Origin of the sequence: Rhizobium sp. 3T7, from assembly GCF_020166565.1 — a bacterium.
In the GTDB taxonomy this organism is placed as follows: Bacteria; Pseudomonadota; Alphaproteobacteria; order Rhizobiales; family Rhizobiaceae; genus Rhizobium.
This window is the reverse complement of the sequence record NZ_JAIQXS010000026.1, coordinates 52,296-70,220: the sequence shown is the minus strand read 5'-3', so window position 1 is coordinate 70,220 and position 17,925 is coordinate 52,296. Positions and strand designations below refer to the sequence as shown.

The 17,925-nt window shown below is 60.0% G+C and carries 17 protein-coding genes and 1 tRNA gene; 10 read left to right on the top strand and 8 right to left on the bottom strand.

The genetic code is table 11. The features are described 5' to 3' along the window. Positions 1-95 precede the first annotated feature (95 nt). The 6 genes from K9B32_RS25700 to K9B32_RS25675 all read left to right on the top strand — a co-directional run bounded on the left by K9B32_RS25700 (position 96) and on the right by K9B32_RS25675 (position 6,923). On the top strand, positions 96-1,241 hold the full coding sequence (locus K9B32_RS25700) for a citrate synthase (RefSeq protein ID WP_224567559.1): 1,146 nt from the start codon (positions 96-98) through the stop codon (positions 1,239-1,241). 108 nt (positions 1,242-1,349) lie between these two features. Next, positions 1,350-1,883, top strand: coding sequence for a FecR domain-containing protein (locus K9B32_RS25695; RefSeq protein WP_411969750.1), 534 nt, complete (start codon positions 1,350-1,352; stop codon positions 1,881-1,883). Positions 1,884-1,890: 7 nt separating this feature from the next. Then, the gene (locus tag K9B32_RS25690) at positions 1,891-3,750 is read left to right on the top strand and encodes a CHASE2 domain-containing protein (RefSeq protein WP_224567548.1); all 1,860 of its coding nucleotides are present in this window, start codon (positions 1,891-1,893) and stop codon (positions 3,748-3,750) included. A 97-nt stretch (positions 3,751-3,847) separates the two neighbouring features. Further along, positions 3,848-5,722 carry a DEAD/DEAH box helicase gene (locus K9B32_RS25685; RefSeq protein WP_224567547.1) on the top strand — a complete coding sequence of 625 codons (1,875 nt, stop codon included), beginning with the start codon at positions 3,848-3,850 and terminating at the stop codon, positions 5,720-5,722. 54 nt (positions 5,723-5,776) lie between these two features. Next, a complete protein-coding gene (locus K9B32_RS25680) occupies positions 5,777-6,208 on the top strand; it encodes a GNAT family N-acetyltransferase (protein ID WP_224567545.1) in 432 nt (143 codons plus the stop codon). A 19-nt stretch (positions 6,209-6,227) separates the two neighbouring features. Continuing rightward, positions 6,228-6,923 carry a class I SAM-dependent methyltransferase gene (locus K9B32_RS25675; RefSeq protein ID WP_224567544.1) on the top strand — a complete coding sequence of 232 codons (696 nt, stop codon included), beginning with the start codon at positions 6,228-6,230 and terminating at the stop codon, positions 6,921-6,923. On the opposite strand, the gene K9B32_RS25670 is transcribed toward K9B32_RS25675, so the two are convergent. The 6 genes from K9B32_RS25670 to K9B32_RS25645 are packed head-to-tail and all read right to left on the bottom strand — an operon-like array spanning position 6,901 to position 12,878. Then, a complete protein-coding gene (locus tag K9B32_RS25670; RefSeq protein WP_224567543.1) occupies positions 6,901-7,353 on the bottom strand; it encodes an ACT domain-containing protein in 453 nt (150 codons plus the stop codon). The genes K9B32_RS25675 and K9B32_RS25670 overlap by 23 nt on opposite strands. 56 nt (positions 7,354-7,409) lie before the next feature. Continuing rightward, positions 7,410-8,633: a gephyrin-like molybdotransferase Glp gene (glp, locus tag K9B32_RS25665; RefSeq protein ID WP_224567542.1), complete on the bottom strand. Its 1,224-nt coding sequence runs from the start codon at positions 8,631-8,633 to the stop codon at positions 7,410-7,412. Beyond that, positions 8,630-9,130, bottom strand: coding sequence for a cyclic pyranopterin monophosphate synthase MoaC (gene moaC, locus K9B32_RS25660; protein WP_224567541.1), 501 nt, complete (start codon positions 9,128-9,130; stop codon positions 8,630-8,632). The genes glp and moaC overlap by 4 nt, the downstream gene beginning before the upstream one ends. A 1-nt stretch (position 9,131) precedes the next feature. Next, complete coding sequence (gene trpC / locus K9B32_RS25655; protein WP_224567540.1) at positions 9,132-9,944, bottom strand: indole-3-glycerol phosphate synthase TrpC; 813 nt, start codon at positions 9,942-9,944, stop codon at positions 9,132-9,134. A gap of 9 nt (positions 9,945-9,953) precedes the next feature. After that, positions 9,954-10,970, bottom strand: coding sequence for an anthranilate phosphoribosyltransferase (gene trpD / locus K9B32_RS25650; RefSeq protein ID WP_224567539.1), 1,017 nt, complete (start codon positions 10,968-10,970; stop codon positions 9,954-9,956). A 15-nt stretch (positions 10,971-10,985) separates the two neighbouring features. Beyond that, the gene (locus K9B32_RS25645; RefSeq protein WP_224567536.1) at positions 10,986-12,878 is read right to left on the bottom strand and encodes a peptidylprolyl isomerase; all 1,893 of its coding nucleotides are present in this window, start codon (positions 12,876-12,878) and stop codon (positions 10,986-10,988) included. A 216-nt stretch (positions 12,879-13,094) separates the two neighbouring features. On the opposite strand from K9B32_RS25645, the gene K9B32_RS25640 reads away from it, so the two are divergent. After that, positions 13,095-13,376 carry a hypothetical protein gene (locus K9B32_RS25640; RefSeq protein WP_224567534.1) on the top strand — a complete coding sequence of 94 codons (282 nt, stop codon included), beginning with the start codon at positions 13,095-13,097 and terminating at the stop codon, positions 13,374-13,376. Between the two features lie 70 nt (positions 13,377-13,446). Here K9B32_RS25640 and K9B32_RS25635 read toward each other — a convergent pair whose 3' ends face one another. Next, positions 13,447-13,698, bottom strand: coding sequence for a GlsB/YeaQ/YmgE family stress response membrane protein (locus K9B32_RS25635; RefSeq protein ID WP_007793700.1), 252 nt, complete (start codon positions 13,696-13,698; stop codon positions 13,447-13,449). Positions 13,699-14,521: 823 nt separating this feature from the next. On the opposite strand from K9B32_RS25635, the gene K9B32_RS25630 reads away from it, so the two are divergent. Beyond that, positions 14,522-14,728: a hypothetical protein gene (locus K9B32_RS25630; RefSeq protein ID WP_007793693.1), complete on the top strand. Its 207-nt coding sequence runs from the start codon at positions 14,522-14,524 to the stop codon at positions 14,726-14,728. Between the two features lie 583 nt (positions 14,729-15,311). Here K9B32_RS25630 and K9B32_RS25620 read toward each other — a convergent pair. Further along, positions 15,312-15,387 (bottom strand) — tRNA-Lys (locus tag K9B32_RS25620). A gap of 504 nt (positions 15,388-15,891) precedes the next feature. Here K9B32_RS25620 and K9B32_RS25615 point away from each other — a divergent pair. Continuing rightward, a complete protein-coding gene (locus K9B32_RS25615; RefSeq protein ID WP_224567530.1) occupies positions 15,892-16,086 on the top strand; it encodes a hypothetical protein in 195 nt (64 codons plus the stop codon). Between the two features lie 530 nt (positions 16,087-16,616). Further along, complete coding sequence (locus tag K9B32_RS25610) at positions 16,617-17,918, top strand: efflux RND transporter periplasmic adaptor subunit (RefSeq protein WP_224567528.1); 1,302 nt, start codon at positions 16,617-16,619, stop codon at positions 17,916-17,918. Positions 17,919-17,925 lie beyond the last annotated feature (7 nt).

Here is a 17,925-nt window from a genome sequence, read left to right as displayed (position 1 = left end):
CGCCTCTTTCATGCCACCTCCTTTACGCAGAGCACGATCGAGCCTAGATTGATTGACGTCAATCTTGATGCAATTGATCAATGTAAGAGGACAGGATGTCCTGGCTGACCGCCGAGCAGGCGCTTGAGAAACTCGGCACGAAGCCGCAAACGCTTTACGCCAATGTGAGCCGCGGCCGCGTCCGGGCTAAACCTGATGCCACCGATCCGCGGCGAAGTCTTTACAGCGCAGCTGACGTGACGCGGCTGGCCGAGCGACATGCGGGCCGCCGAAAGACCGAGACGGTTGCGGCAGACACCATCCAATGGGGTGATCCGGTACTGCCATCTGCTATTTCCACCATTTTGGATGGCCGGCTCTACTATCGTGGCCATGACGCCGCCGCCTGGGCGGAACATGCGACACTGGAGGAAACCGCAACGCTTCTGTGGAACTCTGGACAGATTGCGGCGGCACCGGGCGAGGCTCTGGAAGCGGCGCCCTCGCTGGAACGCGCATTTGTTCTGCTCGCGCAGCGTGTCACCCACGACCTGCCGACCCTTGGACGGTCGCCGAAGGTGCTGAAGGCCGAAGCGCAAAGTATCCTGTCGAGCGTATCTGGTGCCTTAGCACCAGATACGAGCGCTTTGCCATTGCATCTGCGCCTCGCCATGAGTTGGCGCAGGCCTGAAGCCGCCGACTGCATCAGGCGCGCGCTTGTGCTCCTCGCAGATCACGAACTCAACGCATCGACCTTCGCCACCCGAGTAACAGCCTCTTCAGGCGCAACGCTATCGGCTGCCGTGCTGTCGGGCCTATCGACCTTGACCGGACCGCTCCACGGCGGCTCGTGGCAGGGCGTCGCCTCATTGGTCGAAGACGTCAATGCCCTTGGGGCCAGCGCGACCGTACGGCAGGCGCTGACACAGGGAAGGTCGCTCCCCGCCTTTGGCCACCCTCTTTATCCGGACGGAGACATCAGGGCAAAGGCGCTGATGTCCCAGTTCTCCTTGCCCCCGAGCTACGCCGAACTGGCGAGGGCGGGGCAGGAAATCATTGGAGAAAGCGTCAACATCGATTTTGCGCTGACGGCTATGACGGCCGTTTTTGATCTTCCCGCAAATGCACCGCTTGTGATCTTCGCGCTCGCGCGTACCGTGGGGTGGCTCGCTCATGCCATGGAGCAGGTCGAGAGCGGCCATCTCATTCGTCCAAGGGCGCGCTATACGGGACCGTCAATCGAAACATCGCTTAAAGCATAGACTCTGTCGGATAGCCGTTGACGTTTCGGCATGCGTGCTGCAGCAATCAGCGTATCATGGCCGCCGCACGCTGGGTCGTCCGATGGTGCATTCAGGTAGGGGACGGATATGCTTGTAAACTCCAGAATGCTTTTGGCGCTGGTCGTGTGGGGTAGCGCTGCCTGTCTCTTCAGCGCGGATGCAGCGTTTGCACAAGCGAGCGGATGCACCATGGAGCGCATGGCGAGCACCTCGCGGCAAGTCATGCGGTGCGCGGATGGCGTGACGATCGTTGCCGAGAGTGAGGCCCGCTTCAATATCATCGACCGTAACCGCGATGGGCGACCAGACGCGGTGTCATTGCGCAACAAGGCCGTGCTCGTGGATGTTGACCGCGCCCAGCGGCCGGGCGGATTCGAGGTCGTCACGCCACAAGCGATCGCGGCCGTTCGCGGCACGCGCTGGGCTGTCGATGTCAATGGCGGCACGACCTCCGTCTTCGTCGTGCGCGGCCGCGTCGCGGTCGGTCGTCCCTCGGCGGGACGGCGGGTCGTGTTGAGTGTAGGCGAGGGCGTTGACGTCACGCGTGGCAGCGGCCCGTTGACCGTCCGCCGCTGGCCACCGGCCCGCGCCGCAGCCCTGCTTGCCCGCCTTGGCCAATAGCGCCCCAATGCAGGGCAGACGGCTCCTGATCACGATCGCGCTGCTGCTGGCCGCACTATGGGGCGGGCTTCTCGGCTATATGCATCTTTCAGGCAGTATGAGCTTCCTCGACCGCCTCGAGGCTTCGCTGACCGATCTTCGAAGCACTGTAGTCGGCGCGCGGATGCCACCGCCGATCACCAGCATCGTCGCAATCGACGATCAGACCGCCGCCGACAACGGCTATCCGCTCAATCGGGCGACACTCGCCCGCGTGGTGTCCGCCGTCAGCGCCTTGAAGCCGAAGGTCATAGCGCTCGATCTCTTGCTGGTTGATCCCGGATCGGACGAGGGCGATGCAGCGTTGGCTTTGGCACTGCAGCAGACGCCCAGTGTCATCGCCGCCGCCGGCGTTTTCCCGAAAGAGATACAGGTGGTCGGCATCGACGCCAACGATCCACTGGCGGCGATACCGACTGCCAGCAAGATGCTGTTACCCCTTGGCCGCTTTTCCGACGTTGCGGCCATTGGCGTCGTCAACGTGGCCACCGATGAGTCAGGCACACCGCGTTTCATTCCTCTGATCTCCCGCAGCGGCGAGCGGGTCGATGCCTCGTTTCCATTGCGGGTCGCTTCGCTGGCACTGGGCATCAATCCGGCGTTCTCGCCTGGCGGCGTTGCACTTGGTGACCGGCATCTGCCGACCGACAATGGGCAGCGGCTGCCAGTCACCTTCTACGGCCCACGCGGCACCATTCCGACCTTCAGCGCTGCGGATGCACTGGCCGGAAAGCTCCCCGCCAAGGCGATCGAGGACAGGATTGTCGTGATCGGCTCGACCGTGACCGGCGGCGGCGACGTCTTCCCGACACCTTTCGATCCGGTGCTCCCAGGCGTAGAGGTGATGGCGACGGCGGCGACACATCTGATTGCCGGCGACAGCATCGTCAGAGACCGCAACGTACGTTTGCTCGATTCGCTCATAGCCGTGGCTCTGCCGCTGCTGCTGATCAGCCTGCTTGCGTGGCGGCGCAGCGCCATCGGCTATGCCATCATTGCCTCCGCGGCGCTCGCATGGGCCGCTTTGAACGTTGCCGCCTTCGCGCATGGCTACTGGTTCAGCGCGGCACTGCCCATCGCAGCAGCCCTGCCGCCGGTCCTGCTCTTCGGCGCCGCCGAGATCTGGATCGATCGTCGCCAAGCCGCGCACTTCGCGGCGCAAAGCGACCTTTTGCAACGCATCGAGGCACCGGGCATGGGCGAGTGGCTCGCGCGCGATCCGAACTTTCTCGCGAAACCGATCCGACAGGACGCTGCGGTCATCTTCATCGACCTCTCCGGTTTCACGGGCTTGAGCGAGGCAATCGGCGCGACGAATGTCCGCGAAGTTCTCAGCGATTTCTTCGAGCTGGTCGACGAGGAGGCGCGCTCGCATGGCGGGGCGGTCACCAGCTTCATGGGCGATGGTGCGATGATTCTCTTCGGCTTGCCGCAACCGGCTGACGACGACGCGACGCGGGCCGCCGCCTGCGCAGTCAGCCTGTGTAAGCGGATGCGGCCCTGGCTCATCGCCCATTCGGCCCTGAGCGACCGAAAGATCGGTTTCAAGGTCGGGGCTCATTGCGGTCCGGTCGTCGCCTCGCGGCTCGGGAGCGGCAATCGCCAGCAAATTACCGTGACCGGTGACACCGTGAATGTCGCAAGCCGCCTGATGGAAGTAGCTGCAGAACGCCGTTTCGAGTTGGCGTTGAGCGCCGCCTTGATGGCCGCGGCCGGGCCGAAAAGCGCACCGCTTCGCTCTGGCCAGCTCGAAGGCCCAGCGCAAGCGCGCATTCGTGGCAGAAACGAAGGCATCGACGTATGGCTCTGGCAGGGACATCCGCTTTGACATTTTGCGTCTGACCAAGTAGGAACGGCCAACTTCTCTGCTGGCAACTGCCGGCCAAGGCGCAACGTGCGCATGAGACTTCCGAAAGATAGACAACATGACAGATTTTAGCGGCGTCGTTCCGGCGATCGCCAAGGCATTGGTGAAACGCGGCTATACCGAGCTGACGCCGGTTCAAAAGTCCATGCTCGACCCTGCGCTTGTCGCGTCGGACGCCCTCGTTTCCGCCCAGACCGGCTCCGGCAAGACCGTCGCCTTCGGCCTCGCGCTGGCGCCCACGTTACTGGAAAACGAAGACCGTTTTGGGCCTGCGGCCGAACCGCTGGCGCTCGTGATCGCGCCGACGCGAGAGCTCGCGCTCCAAGTCAAGCGCGAGCTTGAATGGCTTTACGAAGCAACAGGCGCCCTGATCGTCAGCTGCGTCGGCGGCATGGACATCCGCAGCGAGCGCCGCGCGCTGGAGCGGGGTTCCCATATCGTCGTCGGCACACCCGGTCGCCTCTGCGATCACATCCGCCGGCGCGCGCTCGACATTTCCGCGCTCAAGGCCGTCGTGCTTGATGAAGCCGACGAAATGCTCGACCTCGGCTTCCGCGAAGATCTCGAGTTCATTCTGGATTCCTCGCCGGATAACCGTCGGACCCTGATGTTTTCAGCAACTGTTCCGGCGGCCATCGCAAAGCTGGCGAAGAGCTACCAGAAGAACGCGGTGCGGATCGCGACGGCGACCGAAGAAAAGCAACACGGGGACATCGAGTATCGGGCTCTTGTCGTGTCGCCAAGCGACCGCGAGAACGCAATCATCAACGTCCTGCGGTACTACGAAGCAACTAATGCAATCGTGTTCTGTTCGACGCGAGCTGCGGTCAACCATCTCACCGCTCGCTTTCACAATCGCAACTTCAACGTCGTCGCCTTGTCTGGCGAGCTGACACAGAACGAACGCAGCCATGCACTGCAGGCGATGCGCGATGGACGTGCTCGCGTCTGTATCGCGACGGATGTCGCAGCCCGCGGTATCGACCTTCCCGGCCTCGACCTCGTCATTCACGCGGACCTGCCGACCAATCCCGAAACTCTGCTTCACCGCAGCGGTCGCACAGGTCGCGCTGGCCGCAAGGGCGTTAGTGCACTGATCGTGCCGCTGAACGTGCGCCGCAAGGCTGAACGCCTTCTTGGCAATGCCGGCATCTCGGCCGCATGGGCTCGTCCACCGTCAGCGGAAGAGGTCACGGCACGCGACGAAGCGCGTCTGCTTGCCGACCCCATCTTCGAGGAAGCGCCGAGCGAGGAAGCTCAGGACTTGGTCAAGCGGCTTCTCGATACGCATGGGGCCGAAAAGCTCGCCGCGGCCTTCGTCAATCTCTACCGCTCCAACCAGTCTGCACCGGAGGATCTGGTCGAGGTCTCGGTTCAGGACAGCCGCGGTGGCAAGCGCCGCGAGACCGCCGACGGGCCACGCGAACCGTATCAGAAGGGTCCGCGCGATGACTTCGGGGCGAGCGTCTGGTTTTCGATTTCGGTCGGCCGCAAGCAGAATGCAGAGCCACGCTGGCTGATCCCGATGCTTTGCCGAAACGGCAATCTGACGAAACGAGAGATCGGCGCGATCAAGATGCAGACCGACGAAACGTATGTCGAGATTTCAGCGGCCAGCGCCGACAGCTTCCTGCAGTCGATCGGTCAGAACAAGACGATGGAGCGTGGCATCCGCGTCACGCCCCTCAATGGCACACCCGATTTCAGCAAACCTGCAGCCTCGAAACCCTATGCTGGTAAGAAGGCCTTTGGCGAGAGTCGTGAATTCAGCGACGACCGCCCGAAGGATAAGTTTCGCAAGGAAGCCCGCAGCGAGGGCGAGCGCGACGAGCACCGCGATTCAAAGCCCTGGGGCAAGAAGCCGGGCAAGCCGAAGTTCGAGGGCAAGGGCAGCGGTGGCCCGAAGCCCAAGTTCTCAAAAAAGAAGGGATAACCATCCCAACGGTGGCGCAGTTTTTGCGTCGCCGCTAGAGACAGGGAGAGGATAATGGCAAATACGATCATCTTACCGGTTCCTGTTTTCAGCACCCTTTGCAACGAGGCGTTCAAGCTCCGACGTGCGGTCTTCATCGTCGAACAGAATGTACCTGCCGATGAAGAATTCGATGCACTTGACCTTACGGCGCATCATGTCGTCGCTGTGGCGGGTGGCGAGGTTTGCGGGACGCTCCGGATCATCCATGCGAAGGAGCATGTGAAAATCGGCCGCGTCGCAGTCAGCAAGGCATGGCGCGGACACGGTGTCGCGAGCGCGATGTTGACCTATGCGATGAACGAGCACCGATCCGTTCGTGAGAATCGATTTTATCTGACGGCACAAAGTGACAAAATAGCCCTCTACGAACGCTTCGGATTCGTCGCGTTCGGCAACGAGTTCCCGGATGGCGGGATGCCGCATCTGGCGATGAAGAATTATTGATTGGGCGAGTGGGAAGGGAATGAGGGGACTGCACCGTCGGGAGCGTAGCCCAAATCGCGGAGCTCTCTCCCTAGTGGACGTTCACACCTTTATCGTCGAAAACCTGCAACTGAAGCCGGCACCCGGCTTGCCTGAGATACAGCTTTATACGGCTCATCCCGGCAGCGGGCTCTCGCGTCTCGGATCCAGCGACGAGGAGGATCTACCGCCTTATTGGGCCTATAACTGGGCCGGCGGAACGCTACTTGCTCGGCATATCCTGGAGCATCAAGACATCGTTCGCAATCGTCGCATCCTCGATCTCGGCGCAGGTTCGGGCATAGTCGGGATCGCGGCTCGAAAATGCGGAGCATCCCGGGTGGTTGCAGCGGAGATCGACACGAACGCGATCGCGGCAATCGCTCTCAACGCCGAAGCGAACGGCGTGACAGTTGAAGTAACGATTGCCGATGTTCTCGCCGGCGACCCGCCCGAGGTCGATATTATTCTTGCGGGGGATGTCTTCTACAGTGCCCAGCTTGCGCGGAGAGTTTTGCAGTTCCTTACGGCCAGTCGCAAAGCGGGCATCGAGGTGCTCATAGGGGATCCACGCAGACGGTCACTACCGCTCGCAGCTCTAGAGCTTATCGCTGAATATGCCGTTCCCGATTTCGGCGACGGTTCGACCGGGCAGGCGGCGATTGGCGGGGTGTTCACCCTGGCGGTGGCCGGGTGACCAAAGAGGACGCTTCGCGAGGCGACGCTTCCTGCAACTTCAGCAAGATCTCCAGCGCCAGGTCCGCCATCGCTGCTGGAACGAAGACGTGGTCGTGATGGTAGGCGGCTACCATGTTGCAGGGTATTGAGTGGGCTGCCAACGTCGAAGCTACCGCAGCCGTCAGCCCTACGCCTTCCAACGACGAAAAAACCTCGAGAACGATATGTCGCATCGGCATATCGCAGTTGAAGCCGAGTTCCGCGGCCCGGCTTTTGGAGAGGATCAGGGAGGTTCCTTCGCGCTCGCGAAACCAAGCCAGTGTATCAGGAGCAGCAAGCAGAGCTACATCCTCGTTTGGGGTCACGCAGAATACGAACTCACCCTCCATGAGGGCGGGTGTCATGCCGGACAGCATCGCATGCGTGTCCCGCACGGTCTCATTCGTCATCGCAATCCTGCCTTCAGCTCGCCAGGCAAATACCCGGCACCACAAATAAAACGGCCTCAGTCGAGAAGGTCGGGCCTTAACAATATCACCGGGCAGGGACTTCCTGCGGGCAGTTCCGGGGCATGCGGCGGTCGGATAATCAAGCAGTCGGCCTGGGCGAATATCTTCATCATCGACGAGTCTTGCTTGCCAAACGGCTTCGCCGTCAGTGCGCCTGATGACGATCGCGACAGCGTGGCTCGCATGTAGTCCTGTCGCTGGTCATTGGCACGGAGCGTTACCGTCGTCTCCACCTTTGCCTCGCGTTTGACCGGCGGAAGTGAGGCAAGCTTGCGAATCAACGGCTCCAGGAACAGCAGCCCGCAGACCAGACTCGATACCGGGTTGCCAGGCAAACCAATAACATGCGTCTCGTCGAAGCTGCCCACCATCAACGGCTTGCCCGGGCGCATGGCGATCCGCCAGAAATCGAGTTTCATCCCCGCGGCGAGCAGCGCAGCCTGCACCAGATCGTGGTCGCCCACCGACGCCCCGCCAAGCGTCACGATGACATCGACCTCAGCCTGCCGGGCGCGCTCGACCGCAGCCGAAATCGCGCCCTTGTCGTCGGGCACAATCCCGAGATCGAGAACATCGGCGCCAGCCTTGCGCGCCAGCGCAGCTATACCGAAGGTGCTTGACGCAATGATCTGAGCGGGAGCCGGCGAGCTTCCGGGCGGCAGTAATTCGTCACCGGTGGCGAGCAACGCGACCACCGGCTTGCGCCACACCTCGAGTACCGCATGGTTCATTCCAGCCGCTACGGTTAGGCGCGAGAAGTCCAGCGCAGTCCCCGCCTTGAGCACAGCTTCGCCTTCAAGAAAGTCCTGCCCGCGCGGCCGGATGTGCTGGCCAAGACGAACAGTGAATGTCGTGCGGATGCCGCCGTCGATCTTCTCCGCATCCTCCTGGAGCAACACGCTGTCCGCGCCTGAAGGAACCGGGGCGCCGGTGAATATCCGCACCGTTTCGCCTTTGCCGACGGCACCGTCGAACGCACGACCGGCGGACGACGTGCCGATGAGCCTCAACTCGGCGCCGGGCTCTGGAGCATCCTCGCGGCGCAACGCATATCCATCCATTGCGGAAGCATTGAATGGCGGTTGCGTCAGTTTGGCTGCAACGTCAGCTGCCAGCACGCGGCCCTCGGCCTCCTGCAAGGAAACCATTTCTCTCGTCAGAACCGGCTTTGCGCGCGACAGCAACTGGTCTTGCGCCTCGGCAACGGGGAGCATGCTCATTTGCCATACTCCGGATGACGAAAGTCTCCGGACTTGCCACCCGATTTTTCGAGCAGCCTGATGCCGCCGATTTCCATGGCTTTATCGGCAGCCTTGGCCATATCGTATATCGTCAGGCAGGCAACGGAAACGGCCGTCAACGCTTCCATTTCGACGCCGGTCTTGCCCGTCAGCTTCGCCGTTGCACTGACGCGCAGGCCGGGTAGGTCGGTATCCTCCGTGATGTCGACCGAAACCTTCGTAAGCATTAGGGGGTGGCAGAGCGGGATCAGATTGCTCGTCTGCTTGGCCGCCATGATGCCGGCAAGGCGCGCCGTGCCGATCACGTCACCCTTTTTCGCATTGCCCGTGCGAATGAGATCGAGCGTCGCAGCAGCCATTCGCACGTGGCCTTCGGCGGTCGCAACCCTTGTTGTCTCGACCTTATCGCTGACATCGACCATATGCGCCTCGCCGGAGGCATCAATGTGGGTCAGTCCGGTTTGGCCACCGCTCATCTCACTCGGCCGCCAGCACGGCTTCGCCGAAGAGCAGCGCACGCGTCGCGGCGGTTACGTCCTCCTTGCGCATGAGGCTCTCACCAACCAGGAAGGTGTTGATGCCAACCGCTTGGAGACGCTTGCAATCAGCATTCGTGAAGATGCCGCTTTCGCCCACCAGCAGGCGATCCTCTGGAACCATTGGGGTGAGTTGCTCGCTGACCTCAAGGCTGACTTCGAATGTCCGGAGATTGCGATTGTTGATGCCAACGAGCGAGGATGAGAGTTTCAGTGCACGCTCCATTTCCACGGCATCATGGACTTCCACCAGTACATCCATGCCAAGGTCGAAGGCCTCATCCTCGAGGCGCATTGCTTCGTCATCCGAAAGTGAGGCCATGATCAGCAGGATGCAATCGGCACCCCAGGCACGCGCTTCCTGCACCTGGTAGGTCTCGAACATGAAATCCTTGCGCAGTGCCGGTAGCGAACACGCCGCACGCGCCGCCATCAGGAATTCCGGCGCACCCTGAAAGCTCGGTGTGTCCGTCAGCACCGAAAGGCAGGCCGCACCTCCAAGTTCATAAGCCTTGGCCAGCGACGGCGGATCGAAATCAGGCCTGATCAGCCCCTTGGAAGGACTGGCCTTCTTGATCTCAGCGATCAGGCCGTACCGACCAGCCTCTCGCTTGGCAACCAGCGAACGCTGAAAGCCGCGCGGCGCCGATTGATCCGCCTGCATCGCCTTCAGATCGGCCAGCGACACTTTCGCCTTTGCGGCGGCGATCTCTTCGCGCTTGTAGAGTTCGATCTTCTTCAGGATGTCGGTCATGTCTCTATCCTAGTCGATGTCGTTCGACACGGCGATGAGTTTATCAAGGGCCGCGGCCGTTGCACCGCTGTCCAGAGACTGCGCAGCAAGACGCATACCATCCTGGAGCATCTCAGCTTTGCCCGATATGACCAGCGAAGCCGCCGCGTTGGCAAGCGCGATATCGCGGTAAGCGTTCCTTGCCCCGCTCAGGACGTCGCGCAGAGCGGCCGCATTCACTACGCCATCTCCGCCCTTGATGGCCTCCAACCGGCAAGGCTCGACGCCGAAATCTGCGGGAGACAATTCGAAGGTGCGGATCTTGCCCCCCTCGAGTGCTGCGACACTCGTCTTTCCTGTCGTAGTGATTTCGTCGAGGCCGTTGCCATGGACGACCCACACGCATTCGGAGCCGAGATCGCGCATGACCTCGGCAATTGGCACAACCCACTGCGGCGCGTAGACGCCAAGCAATTGGCGGCGAACACCGGCCGGATTGGAGAGGGGTCCTAGCAAATTGAAGATCGTGCGCGTGCCGAGTTCGACGCGTGTCGGACCGACGTGACGCATCGCCGAGTGATGCTGCTGGGCGAACATGAAGCCCACACCAGCCTCACGAATGCAGCGCGAGATCACCTCGGGGGTTACATCCAGCCTGACGCCGAGAGCGGCGAGGCTATCTGCGGCGCCAGATTTCGAGCTCAGAGCGCGGTTGCCATGCTTGGCCACAGGGACACCGGCACCGGCGACGATAAGGGCGGCCAGCGTCGAGATATTGTAGGTGCCGCTTGCGTCGCCACCGGTTCCGACGATGTCGATTGCGTCGGCCGGCGCGTCGACGGTCAGCATCTTGGCGCGCATCGTCGTCACGGCGCCGACAATCTCGTCGACTGTTTCACCGCGGACGCGCAATGCCATCAGGAAGCCACCGATCTGCGAAGGGGTCGCCTGACCGGACATCAGAATGTCGAAGGCCTCGCGAGCCTCCTCGCGTGTCAGCGGCTCGCGGCTCGCAGCCTTCGCCAAAAGCGGCTTCAGATCGGTCATGCGCTTGTGTTCTCCTTAGCGGACTGCCGCCTGATCGGCGAGAGACTGATTGATCGATGCGCCGTACTGCGTTTGCAGCAGGTTGACCATCTGATCGAGAATGTCGTCGCCGGCCGCGTTTGCCGTTGCTGTGATCTGCTGGTCCTGATTGTTGAGCACGTCACCCGTCGGTTCCGTGTTCACTTCAGTGACCTTGAGAAGGATTTGCGTTGTCGGGTCACCGCCGACGGCATTGGCAATCGTGTCGATCGGGCCCGAGAATGCGGCGTTGACACCAGCCCGGCCGAGCACGGCGTCGTCGGTGCCACGGGTAATGCCACTCTTGCTTTCGACCGTGATACCAAGAGGTGCGGCGATATCGGCGAGCGGCGTTCCCTTCTGTGCCTGCTGCTTCAGTTCCTCGGCCTTTTTGGCGAGCTCGAGCTTCTGCTGTTCGGCGGTCCAGTCGGCGACTGCCTTGTCATGCACCTCGCTGAGCGGGCGATCGCGCTCCGGCGTCACGTCGCGAACGTCGAACCAGAGATAGCCGTCGGTACCGATCGAAAGGGAAGGAGCGTCCGCCCCGGCGTCGGTCCGGAAGGCCGCGCCAAGAACCTGCTGCTTGGCCGGAATATCCTTGACCTCGTTGCCATTCTTGTCGAGGCCCGTGGCGTCGACGGCATCGATCACGACTGCCTTAAGCTTAAGCTGCTCTGCAATTTGTTCCAGCGTCGAGCCGGAGCCGCGCAGATCCTCGATCTGATCGTGTACGTTGATGAGCTCCTGGGAAGCGTTGGAAACAGCCAATTGCTTGCGGATCTCTTCCTTGACCTCGTCAAGGCTCTTGATGCTCTCAGGCTTGATGTTGCTCACACGGAGCACAACCGGGCCGAAGGTACCATCGACAACAGGCGTTGTTCCGCCGTCCTTCGAAACAGCAAAGGCCGCATCCGCGATGGCCTGATCCGGAACCTTGTCCTTGGAGAACTCGCCCAGGAATACGTCGGTTGCCGTCTTGCCCTGATCCGTCACCAGCTGATCGAAAGTCGTGCCGCTTTTCAGTGCTGCCACCGCGGCATTGGCAAGATCTTTGTTCTGGAAAGTGAGCTGCTCGATCGTGCGAGTCTCCAGCGTGCGGAAACTATCCTTGCGCTTTTCAAAGTCTTCGCGAATCTGGTCATCCGTGACAGAGGCGGCATCGGCGATATCTTCCGGCTGAAGCTTGAGGAAGGCAACCTTCCGGTATTCCGGTGCGCGGTAGCGCGTCTTGGCGCCTTCGAACCATTTGGCGAGCACATCCTCGGCAGGCGCCTTGATCGGTTCGATATTGGCATTTGTCAGCAATAGGTAATCGATGCCGCGGCTTTCCTGGCGATAGAGCTTGAGGGCATCGACGAGCGTCTTCGGCGCCGCGAAGCCGTTCGAGACAGCGTCGACGATCTGGCTGCGGACGGCAACCTTGCTGCGCTCCTTAATGTAGTCGTCCTCGCGGATGCCGGCGTTGCGCAGTCGCGATGCAAAGAGGGTACGGTCGAACTGACCGTTAACGGCCTTGAAGGCCGGATCATCGCCGATCAGCTGCGCAAGGCGATCCTGCGACAGACCGAGGTTCATGTCTTCCGCCAACTGATCCAGCGAGGCGCCGGCAACCAGCTGCGCCAGTACCTGCTGTTCAACGCCGAAGGCGCGGGCCTGATCGGCCGTCAGCCGCATCCCGAACTGTTGGCTGAGATTTGCGACCTGCCGCTGGTAGGCCAGGCGAAATTCGTTGACGTCCACATGCTGATCTCCGACGCTGACAACGGTCGTGCTGTTGCCGCCTGATACCAGCTCGCGGGATATACCCCAGATGCCGAAAGAGGCGACCAGAAGCAGCATGAGGAGCTTGGCAACCCAGGTGTGAGCAGCTCTTCTCAGAAGATCGAACATCGAAACGCAAACCTCGCATTATATTCGCCCGTTCGCGGGCAAAGCATTCGACGTTCCTTAGAACAAAGCCGGCAGGAAATGAAGGGTTATCGCGCGAAAACATCTGCACTATATCTGCAATCATTCAAACGCATCGAGCTCAGCAAAAGCCACCGGATATCGGAACCTTTCTCGGGCTAATTCGTTGAACAGCATCCGGAAAAAGAGGAGCAGACAATGGCCGATATGAAAACCGCCTCCGCCCAGTCCGCAACCGCGCGCGTGAAGGCGGAGCTCGCGGCAGACGATCTTTCCGCACAGGTCGCAGCATTGCGCGAAGACCTTGCACGCCTGTCCGAAAGCGTGGTGGCGCTTGGACACGGCGCCAAGACCGCCGTCGCCGATGAGGCCTCGGTGATGACGGAACGGTTGCGCGACAGGGTAAGGGAGGAGCCTATCTTCGCGCTCGCCGTGACCGCCGGTGTCGCTTATCTTTTCGGATTGATGAGCCGTCGATAAGATCGATCGGCAATTTGACCAGGCGAGAGCCGGGCGTGCTGACGCCCGGCTTTTGATTTTGCATGATTGCCTAACGACGAATGACCCGGCCAACAGCAATGAGCAGGCAAGCGCCGACAAAGCCGGCAATCAGATAGCCGAGCCAGCCAGCCAGCGCGAATCCCAGCCCCGAGAGTATGGCATTGGCGACGATCGCGCCCACAATGCCCAAAATGATATTCATCAACAGCCCCATGTTGCTGTTCATGAACTTTTCCGCGAGCCACCCGGCAATGCCGCCGATAATGATAGCGGCTACCCAACCTACGCCTGCGTCTTCCATATGATTTTCCTCCAGAGAAAACGAAGTCAACGCTAGCGAGGGAATTGAGGGATCTCTGACAGCGAGTCTCCGCATACGAACAATAAGCGGCCGGTAGCCTGAGATAGGCCTGGAACACGAATGATGCTGCAAGCCTTGTGCCCGCGTTGAGACTCAATTCTCCCACACGAAAAAGATAGGTGATCCGTTTGGGTGCGCAACGCAAATGTTCGCTCGAAGATAGGCGCTACGGGAGACCAACTGACGCGACCCGTCGTCAAGTTCGTTCAAACCTCGTCGACCGACTCAAGGGTTCGACGATGATGTCCGCCCTCGATCGACCGCAGCACAACCCCTGGACGTCGAACTCAAAAACACTCGACGCTGTCGAGTATTCCTAGGAATCGAGATGCATGCTCTCGGAAGGGCATCGCGAGATGCCTCAAGCGCGCATTCATGAGAGAAGCATCTTGCAATTGCATTTCGCGCGAGGCCGTAGAATCAACACCGTATCAGGAGGGCGTTACGCTAGGCGACCGTTCCAAAAGGCATACCAATTTTTATACACTCGGCCATATCAGCCACGTAATAACAATACCAATACACGATCAGTTCGCGTCGGACCAAGCCACGCTGGATCTCGCCGTTTCCTGCGCCCCCGTAAATCGACCACGCTCTGTTCATCGATTTAACGGCCGATTATGCCGAGAATCGTTTTGCCGACCCGCTTGTGTAAACGAAAAAGCTCATTCTCAACGAAATCATGGCCCTTCCTTAAGCATTTGCTTGCTCAACCTGCAATCTATGTCATGGTAACTTCCTTCACATGAGAGGGGTTCCAGCTATGATCAATCTACAGTCAGTTCGTAATGACACTACCCATGACCAACGTCTACTCGATTGCCGTGCCGATGTTGAACCAGCACTCCATCAGATCATCCGCGATGCGCAGCAAAAAGGGTGGGCGCCTGCGGAGGTTGCAATGGCCATCGCGGATGCGGCGGACGACTATATTCTGTTGCTGGCCAGCCGGAAGGCGACGTCGCATTGATAAGTGTCACATTGGGAATTTGGGGCAAGGACACGAAACGATCTGTGGACAGGTGACGACAATGGAGACCAGCATCTGCCCGCAGACAACACGGCCATACTGCAAAGAGACGGCGCCAATCTTACTTTCGTGGAGCGCTGAGGTTCGAACAGAAAACACTCTGACTGGAATCACCTGAGGACTGCTTCATCGCGTTTCACTTCTTTAAAGGACCAACCTCGGTGTCGCTGGTCGAGCGCGGTGACCTGGTGGTAGCCACACGATCAAGCGTGTCATGTATTCTCACGCGGGCCTATGTGGCGCGGAAGGAGAAGCTCGAATGAACAGATTTCTCGCACTTGCAGCAGCCGGAGCACTGGTCAGCCTTTCCGCGATCATTGCAGCCTGCACCACAAACTCCGATCAGACCTCGTCAATCGGATTTTCATCGTCCTATCAATACAATCGCTCTGCAAATCCAGCCTGTTCGGGTGGGTTCAGACCGAGCAACGGCCGCTCCTGCAGTTACTAGCTACGCAAGTCGAGCACGTAAAAAGGCACGATGCGTTTTTCACCGCAAAATCCATGCTCGGTCGTTGAATTGTGGTGAGAGCGTCGGGGTTCGAACCCGAGACCTACTGATTAAAAGTCAGTTGCTCTACCAGCTGAGCTACGCTCTCCCTGATGCCGAACGGTTCGCCCGGCTGGAAGTGCGCGGAACATATGCAGGTGCCCCATTGCGGTCAACCAAAAAATCATCGTTCCCTGTGCATTAGGCACATTTCTTGCGAACGGGCCTGAAAGGCAGCTACCAGCCTATGGGGGCTTCGCCACCGGTTTTACCTGATTGCGCGAGCCCGTCGTTTGCAATGTCCAAAGACCACAAAAGAAAAGCGCCCGAAGGCGCTTTGTCAAAGTTGGGGGAAACGAGATCATGAACCGGACGGGCGAAAGCTCGACTGCCGTTTCGTTGGCCACCCGGGGAAAGCGGAAAAATCCGGGCATCCTTTCGCGCCGCCGCGTCCGCTTGGCGCAGCTCATAATCTCGCCTTATAAATGCACGAAGCGTCAGAAGGTTCCCCCAAAAAAAATTAAATGAATCAATCCCTTCTGAGGGCCATTCAATATCTTCACAAAGTCACGCGACGCTCTAGCTAGCCCCTTGTACAACCAAGGAGAATGCGATGACCAGCGTGACCACATCTGCACCGACGACGACCCGAAAAGTGTTGCGCGGACGACCTTACAGCCTCGGGGAGTTTACCAGGAAATATCGTCTCGACGAAACCGAAGCGAAACGGCTTTATGAGAAGTTCGGGCCATCTGCCACAGAACTCGATCTGCTCATGGCCGCCAAGCGTCGTCTGCCGGCTCACTGATGATTTTGTCAACGCGCATCCGGAGTGGGGCAGCCTCTACTGCACGGCGCACTAGCAGTTGGAGCGGGCTACTCCGCGTCGGGCTGCCACTGCAGGGACTGCCGCAAGTCGAGTGGATCCGTTTTTCCTCGTCTTTGCAGTTTTGGCCGAGGTGATCCTTCGAGGAATCCACCTGTACGGGTCGCAGCTTCTGTCCACGATGTGGCGGCTGCATTCTCAGCCTTAGCGATGAGCTCCGCAACAATTCGAATGGGTTCACTGAAGGATCCTCTGATCGATCTCCAGTCGTTTCAATGTTTTGGATCAAAGACGGCGAAATCTGGCTGCGCCCGATAGAGGGAGGCACCGGGCAATACGAAGCAATGCCCTTGAGGCCAATTGATCCTACGGAAAACTGAACTTTCATTACCAAGATTTCATTTCATTCCACCGCCATTTCGTGCCAATCCGGGCCGATGCTAATCTGTCGTTCAGCTTCGACGTGCTCATCTTGCTGACGGCTGCATTGCCGCACGTTGATCGAGGCCGGAATGAACGACGTCAAGGATATGCACGAAACCAATCCAACAAAGGCGAGCGCCGATCTGGCGGCCGTCCTTGCGGCCTCACGCAAACAGTCCAAGGGCAGTTGGCGTGGTCGCCTATCGGTATTGCTTCTGCTGATTCTTGCCGCCGGCGGCGTGACCTACTTCTATTCGCGGCAAGAGGGCAACCAATACAGCTACGCCACTCAGCCTGTTAAGCGCGGCAACCTAACCGTGCTGGTCACCGCTACAGGATCCGTGCAGCCGACGGAGCAGGTGGATATATCAAGCGAGCTGTCCGGAACGGTTCGCGACGTAAACGTCGACTACAACAGCGAGGTCAAGGCCGGCGAGGTTCTTGCCGCGCTCGATACGAACAAGCTTGAAGCCGACGTCAAGAGTTCGCGTGCGAAGCTTGATTCGGCCAAAGCCAACGTTGTGAAGGCCACGGCTGACCTCGAGTCGGCGCAGAGCTCGTTCCAGCGCTTCCGCAATCTCGTTCAAAGCAACGTGTCGACTCAACAGAGCCTTGAGGACGCGCGTTACAAGTTCGATTCTGCGGTCGCTGCCAAGGACATTAATGTCGCTGCTGTGCTCTCTGCCGAGGCTGATTTGCGGCTTGCCGAGGTCAACCTCGCCAAAGCGAAGATCGTCTCGCCGATCAACGGCGTAGTTCTGACGCGTTCGGTCGATCCGGGCGCGACAGTGGCGGCGTCGCTGTCGGCGCCCGTGCTTTTCGTGATCGCCGGCGATCTGAGGAAGATGGAGTTGCAGGTCGATGTCGACGAGGCCGATGTCGGTCAGATTGCCGTCGGCCAGAAGGCGACGTTCACTGTCGATGCCTATCCCAACCGGACCTTTCCGGCCGAGATCAAGCAAATCCGATTTGCATCAGAGACAACGAACAATGTCGTGACCTACAAAGCGATCCTGTCGGTCGACAATGCTGACCTATTGCTGCGGCCGGGCATGACTGCCACGGCGGACGTCACTGTCGAAGCGATCAAGACTACTCTGATGTTACCCAATTCGGCGCTTCGCTATGCGCCGCCGCCGGCTGTAGAATCTTCCCGGAATCGCGGCATCTTCGGATTGCTCAGGCCACCCCGGATGGGACCGCGGACTGGCAACCAGGGCGGCGAAGCCCTAACTGGAGCAAAGCGGCGCGTTTGGGTTCTGAATTCAAACAAGCCGGCAGCCGTGATCATCCAAGTGGGGTCCTCCGACGGACAATTCACTCAGATCGTTTCTGGAGACCTGAAGGAAAACGACGCCGTGATTACCGACGCCACCGCGCAGGCGAAATAGGCGAGGG

Excerpts from the sequence above, each read along its gene's own strand:
- K9B32_RS25700 (WP_224567559.1), top strand. The coding sequence starts at position 96 with ATGTCCTGGCTGACCGCCGAGCAGGCGCTTGAGAAACTCGGCACGAAG.
- K9B32_RS25695 (WP_411969750.1), top strand. The coding sequence starts at position 1,350 with ATGCTTGTAAACTCCAGAATGCTTTTGGCGCTGGTCGTGTGGGGTAGC.
- K9B32_RS25690 (WP_224567548.1), top strand. The coding sequence starts at position 1,891 with ATGCAGGGCAGACGGCTCCTGATCACGATCGCGCTGCTGCTGGCCGCA.
- K9B32_RS25685 (WP_224567547.1), top strand. The coding sequence starts at position 3,848 with ATGACAGATTTTAGCGGCGTCGTTCCGGCGATCGCCAAGGCATTGGTG.
- K9B32_RS25680 (WP_224567545.1), top strand. The coding sequence starts at position 5,777 with ATGGCAAATACGATCATCTTACCGGTTCCTGTTTTCAGCACCCTTTGC.
- K9B32_RS25675 (WP_224567544.1), top strand. The coding sequence starts at position 6,228 with ATGAGGGGACTGCACCGTCGGGAGCGTAGCCCAAATCGCGGAGCTCTC.
- K9B32_RS25670 (WP_224567543.1), bottom strand. The coding sequence starts at position 7,353 with ATGACGAATGAGACCGTGCGGGACACGCATGCGATGCTGTCCGGCATG.
- glp (WP_224567542.1), bottom strand. The coding sequence starts at position 8,633 with ATGAGCATGCTCCCCGTTGCCGAGGCGCAAGACCAGTTGCTGTCGCGC.
- moaC (WP_224567541.1), bottom strand. The coding sequence starts at position 9,130 with ATGAGCGGTGGCCAAACCGGACTGACCCACATTGATGCCTCCGGCGAG.
- trpC (WP_224567540.1), bottom strand. The coding sequence starts at position 9,944 with ATGACCGACATCCTGAAGAAGATCGAACTCTACAAGCGCGAAGAGATC.
- trpD (WP_224567539.1), bottom strand. The coding sequence starts at position 10,970 with ATGACCGATCTGAAGCCGCTTTTGGCGAAGGCTGCGAGCCGCGAGCCG.
- K9B32_RS25645 (WP_224567536.1), bottom strand. The coding sequence starts at position 12,878 with ATGTTCGATCTTCTGAGAAGAGCTGCTCACACCTGGGTTGCCAAGCTC.
- K9B32_RS25640 (WP_224567534.1), top strand. The coding sequence starts at position 13,095 with ATGGCCGATATGAAAACCGCCTCCGCCCAGTCCGCAACCGCGCGCGTG.
- K9B32_RS25635 (WP_007793700.1), bottom strand. The coding sequence starts at position 13,698 with ATGGAAGACGCAGGCGTAGGTTGGGTAGCCGCTATCATTATCGGCGGC.
- K9B32_RS25630 (WP_007793693.1), top strand. The coding sequence starts at position 14,522 with ATGATCAATCTACAGTCAGTTCGTAATGACACTACCCATGACCAACGT.
- K9B32_RS25615 (WP_224567530.1), top strand. The coding sequence starts at position 15,892 with ATGACCAGCGTGACCACATCTGCACCGACGACGACCCGAAAAGTGTTG.
- K9B32_RS25610 (WP_224567528.1), top strand. The coding sequence starts at position 16,617 with ATGAACGACGTCAAGGATATGCACGAAACCAATCCAACAAAGGCGAGC.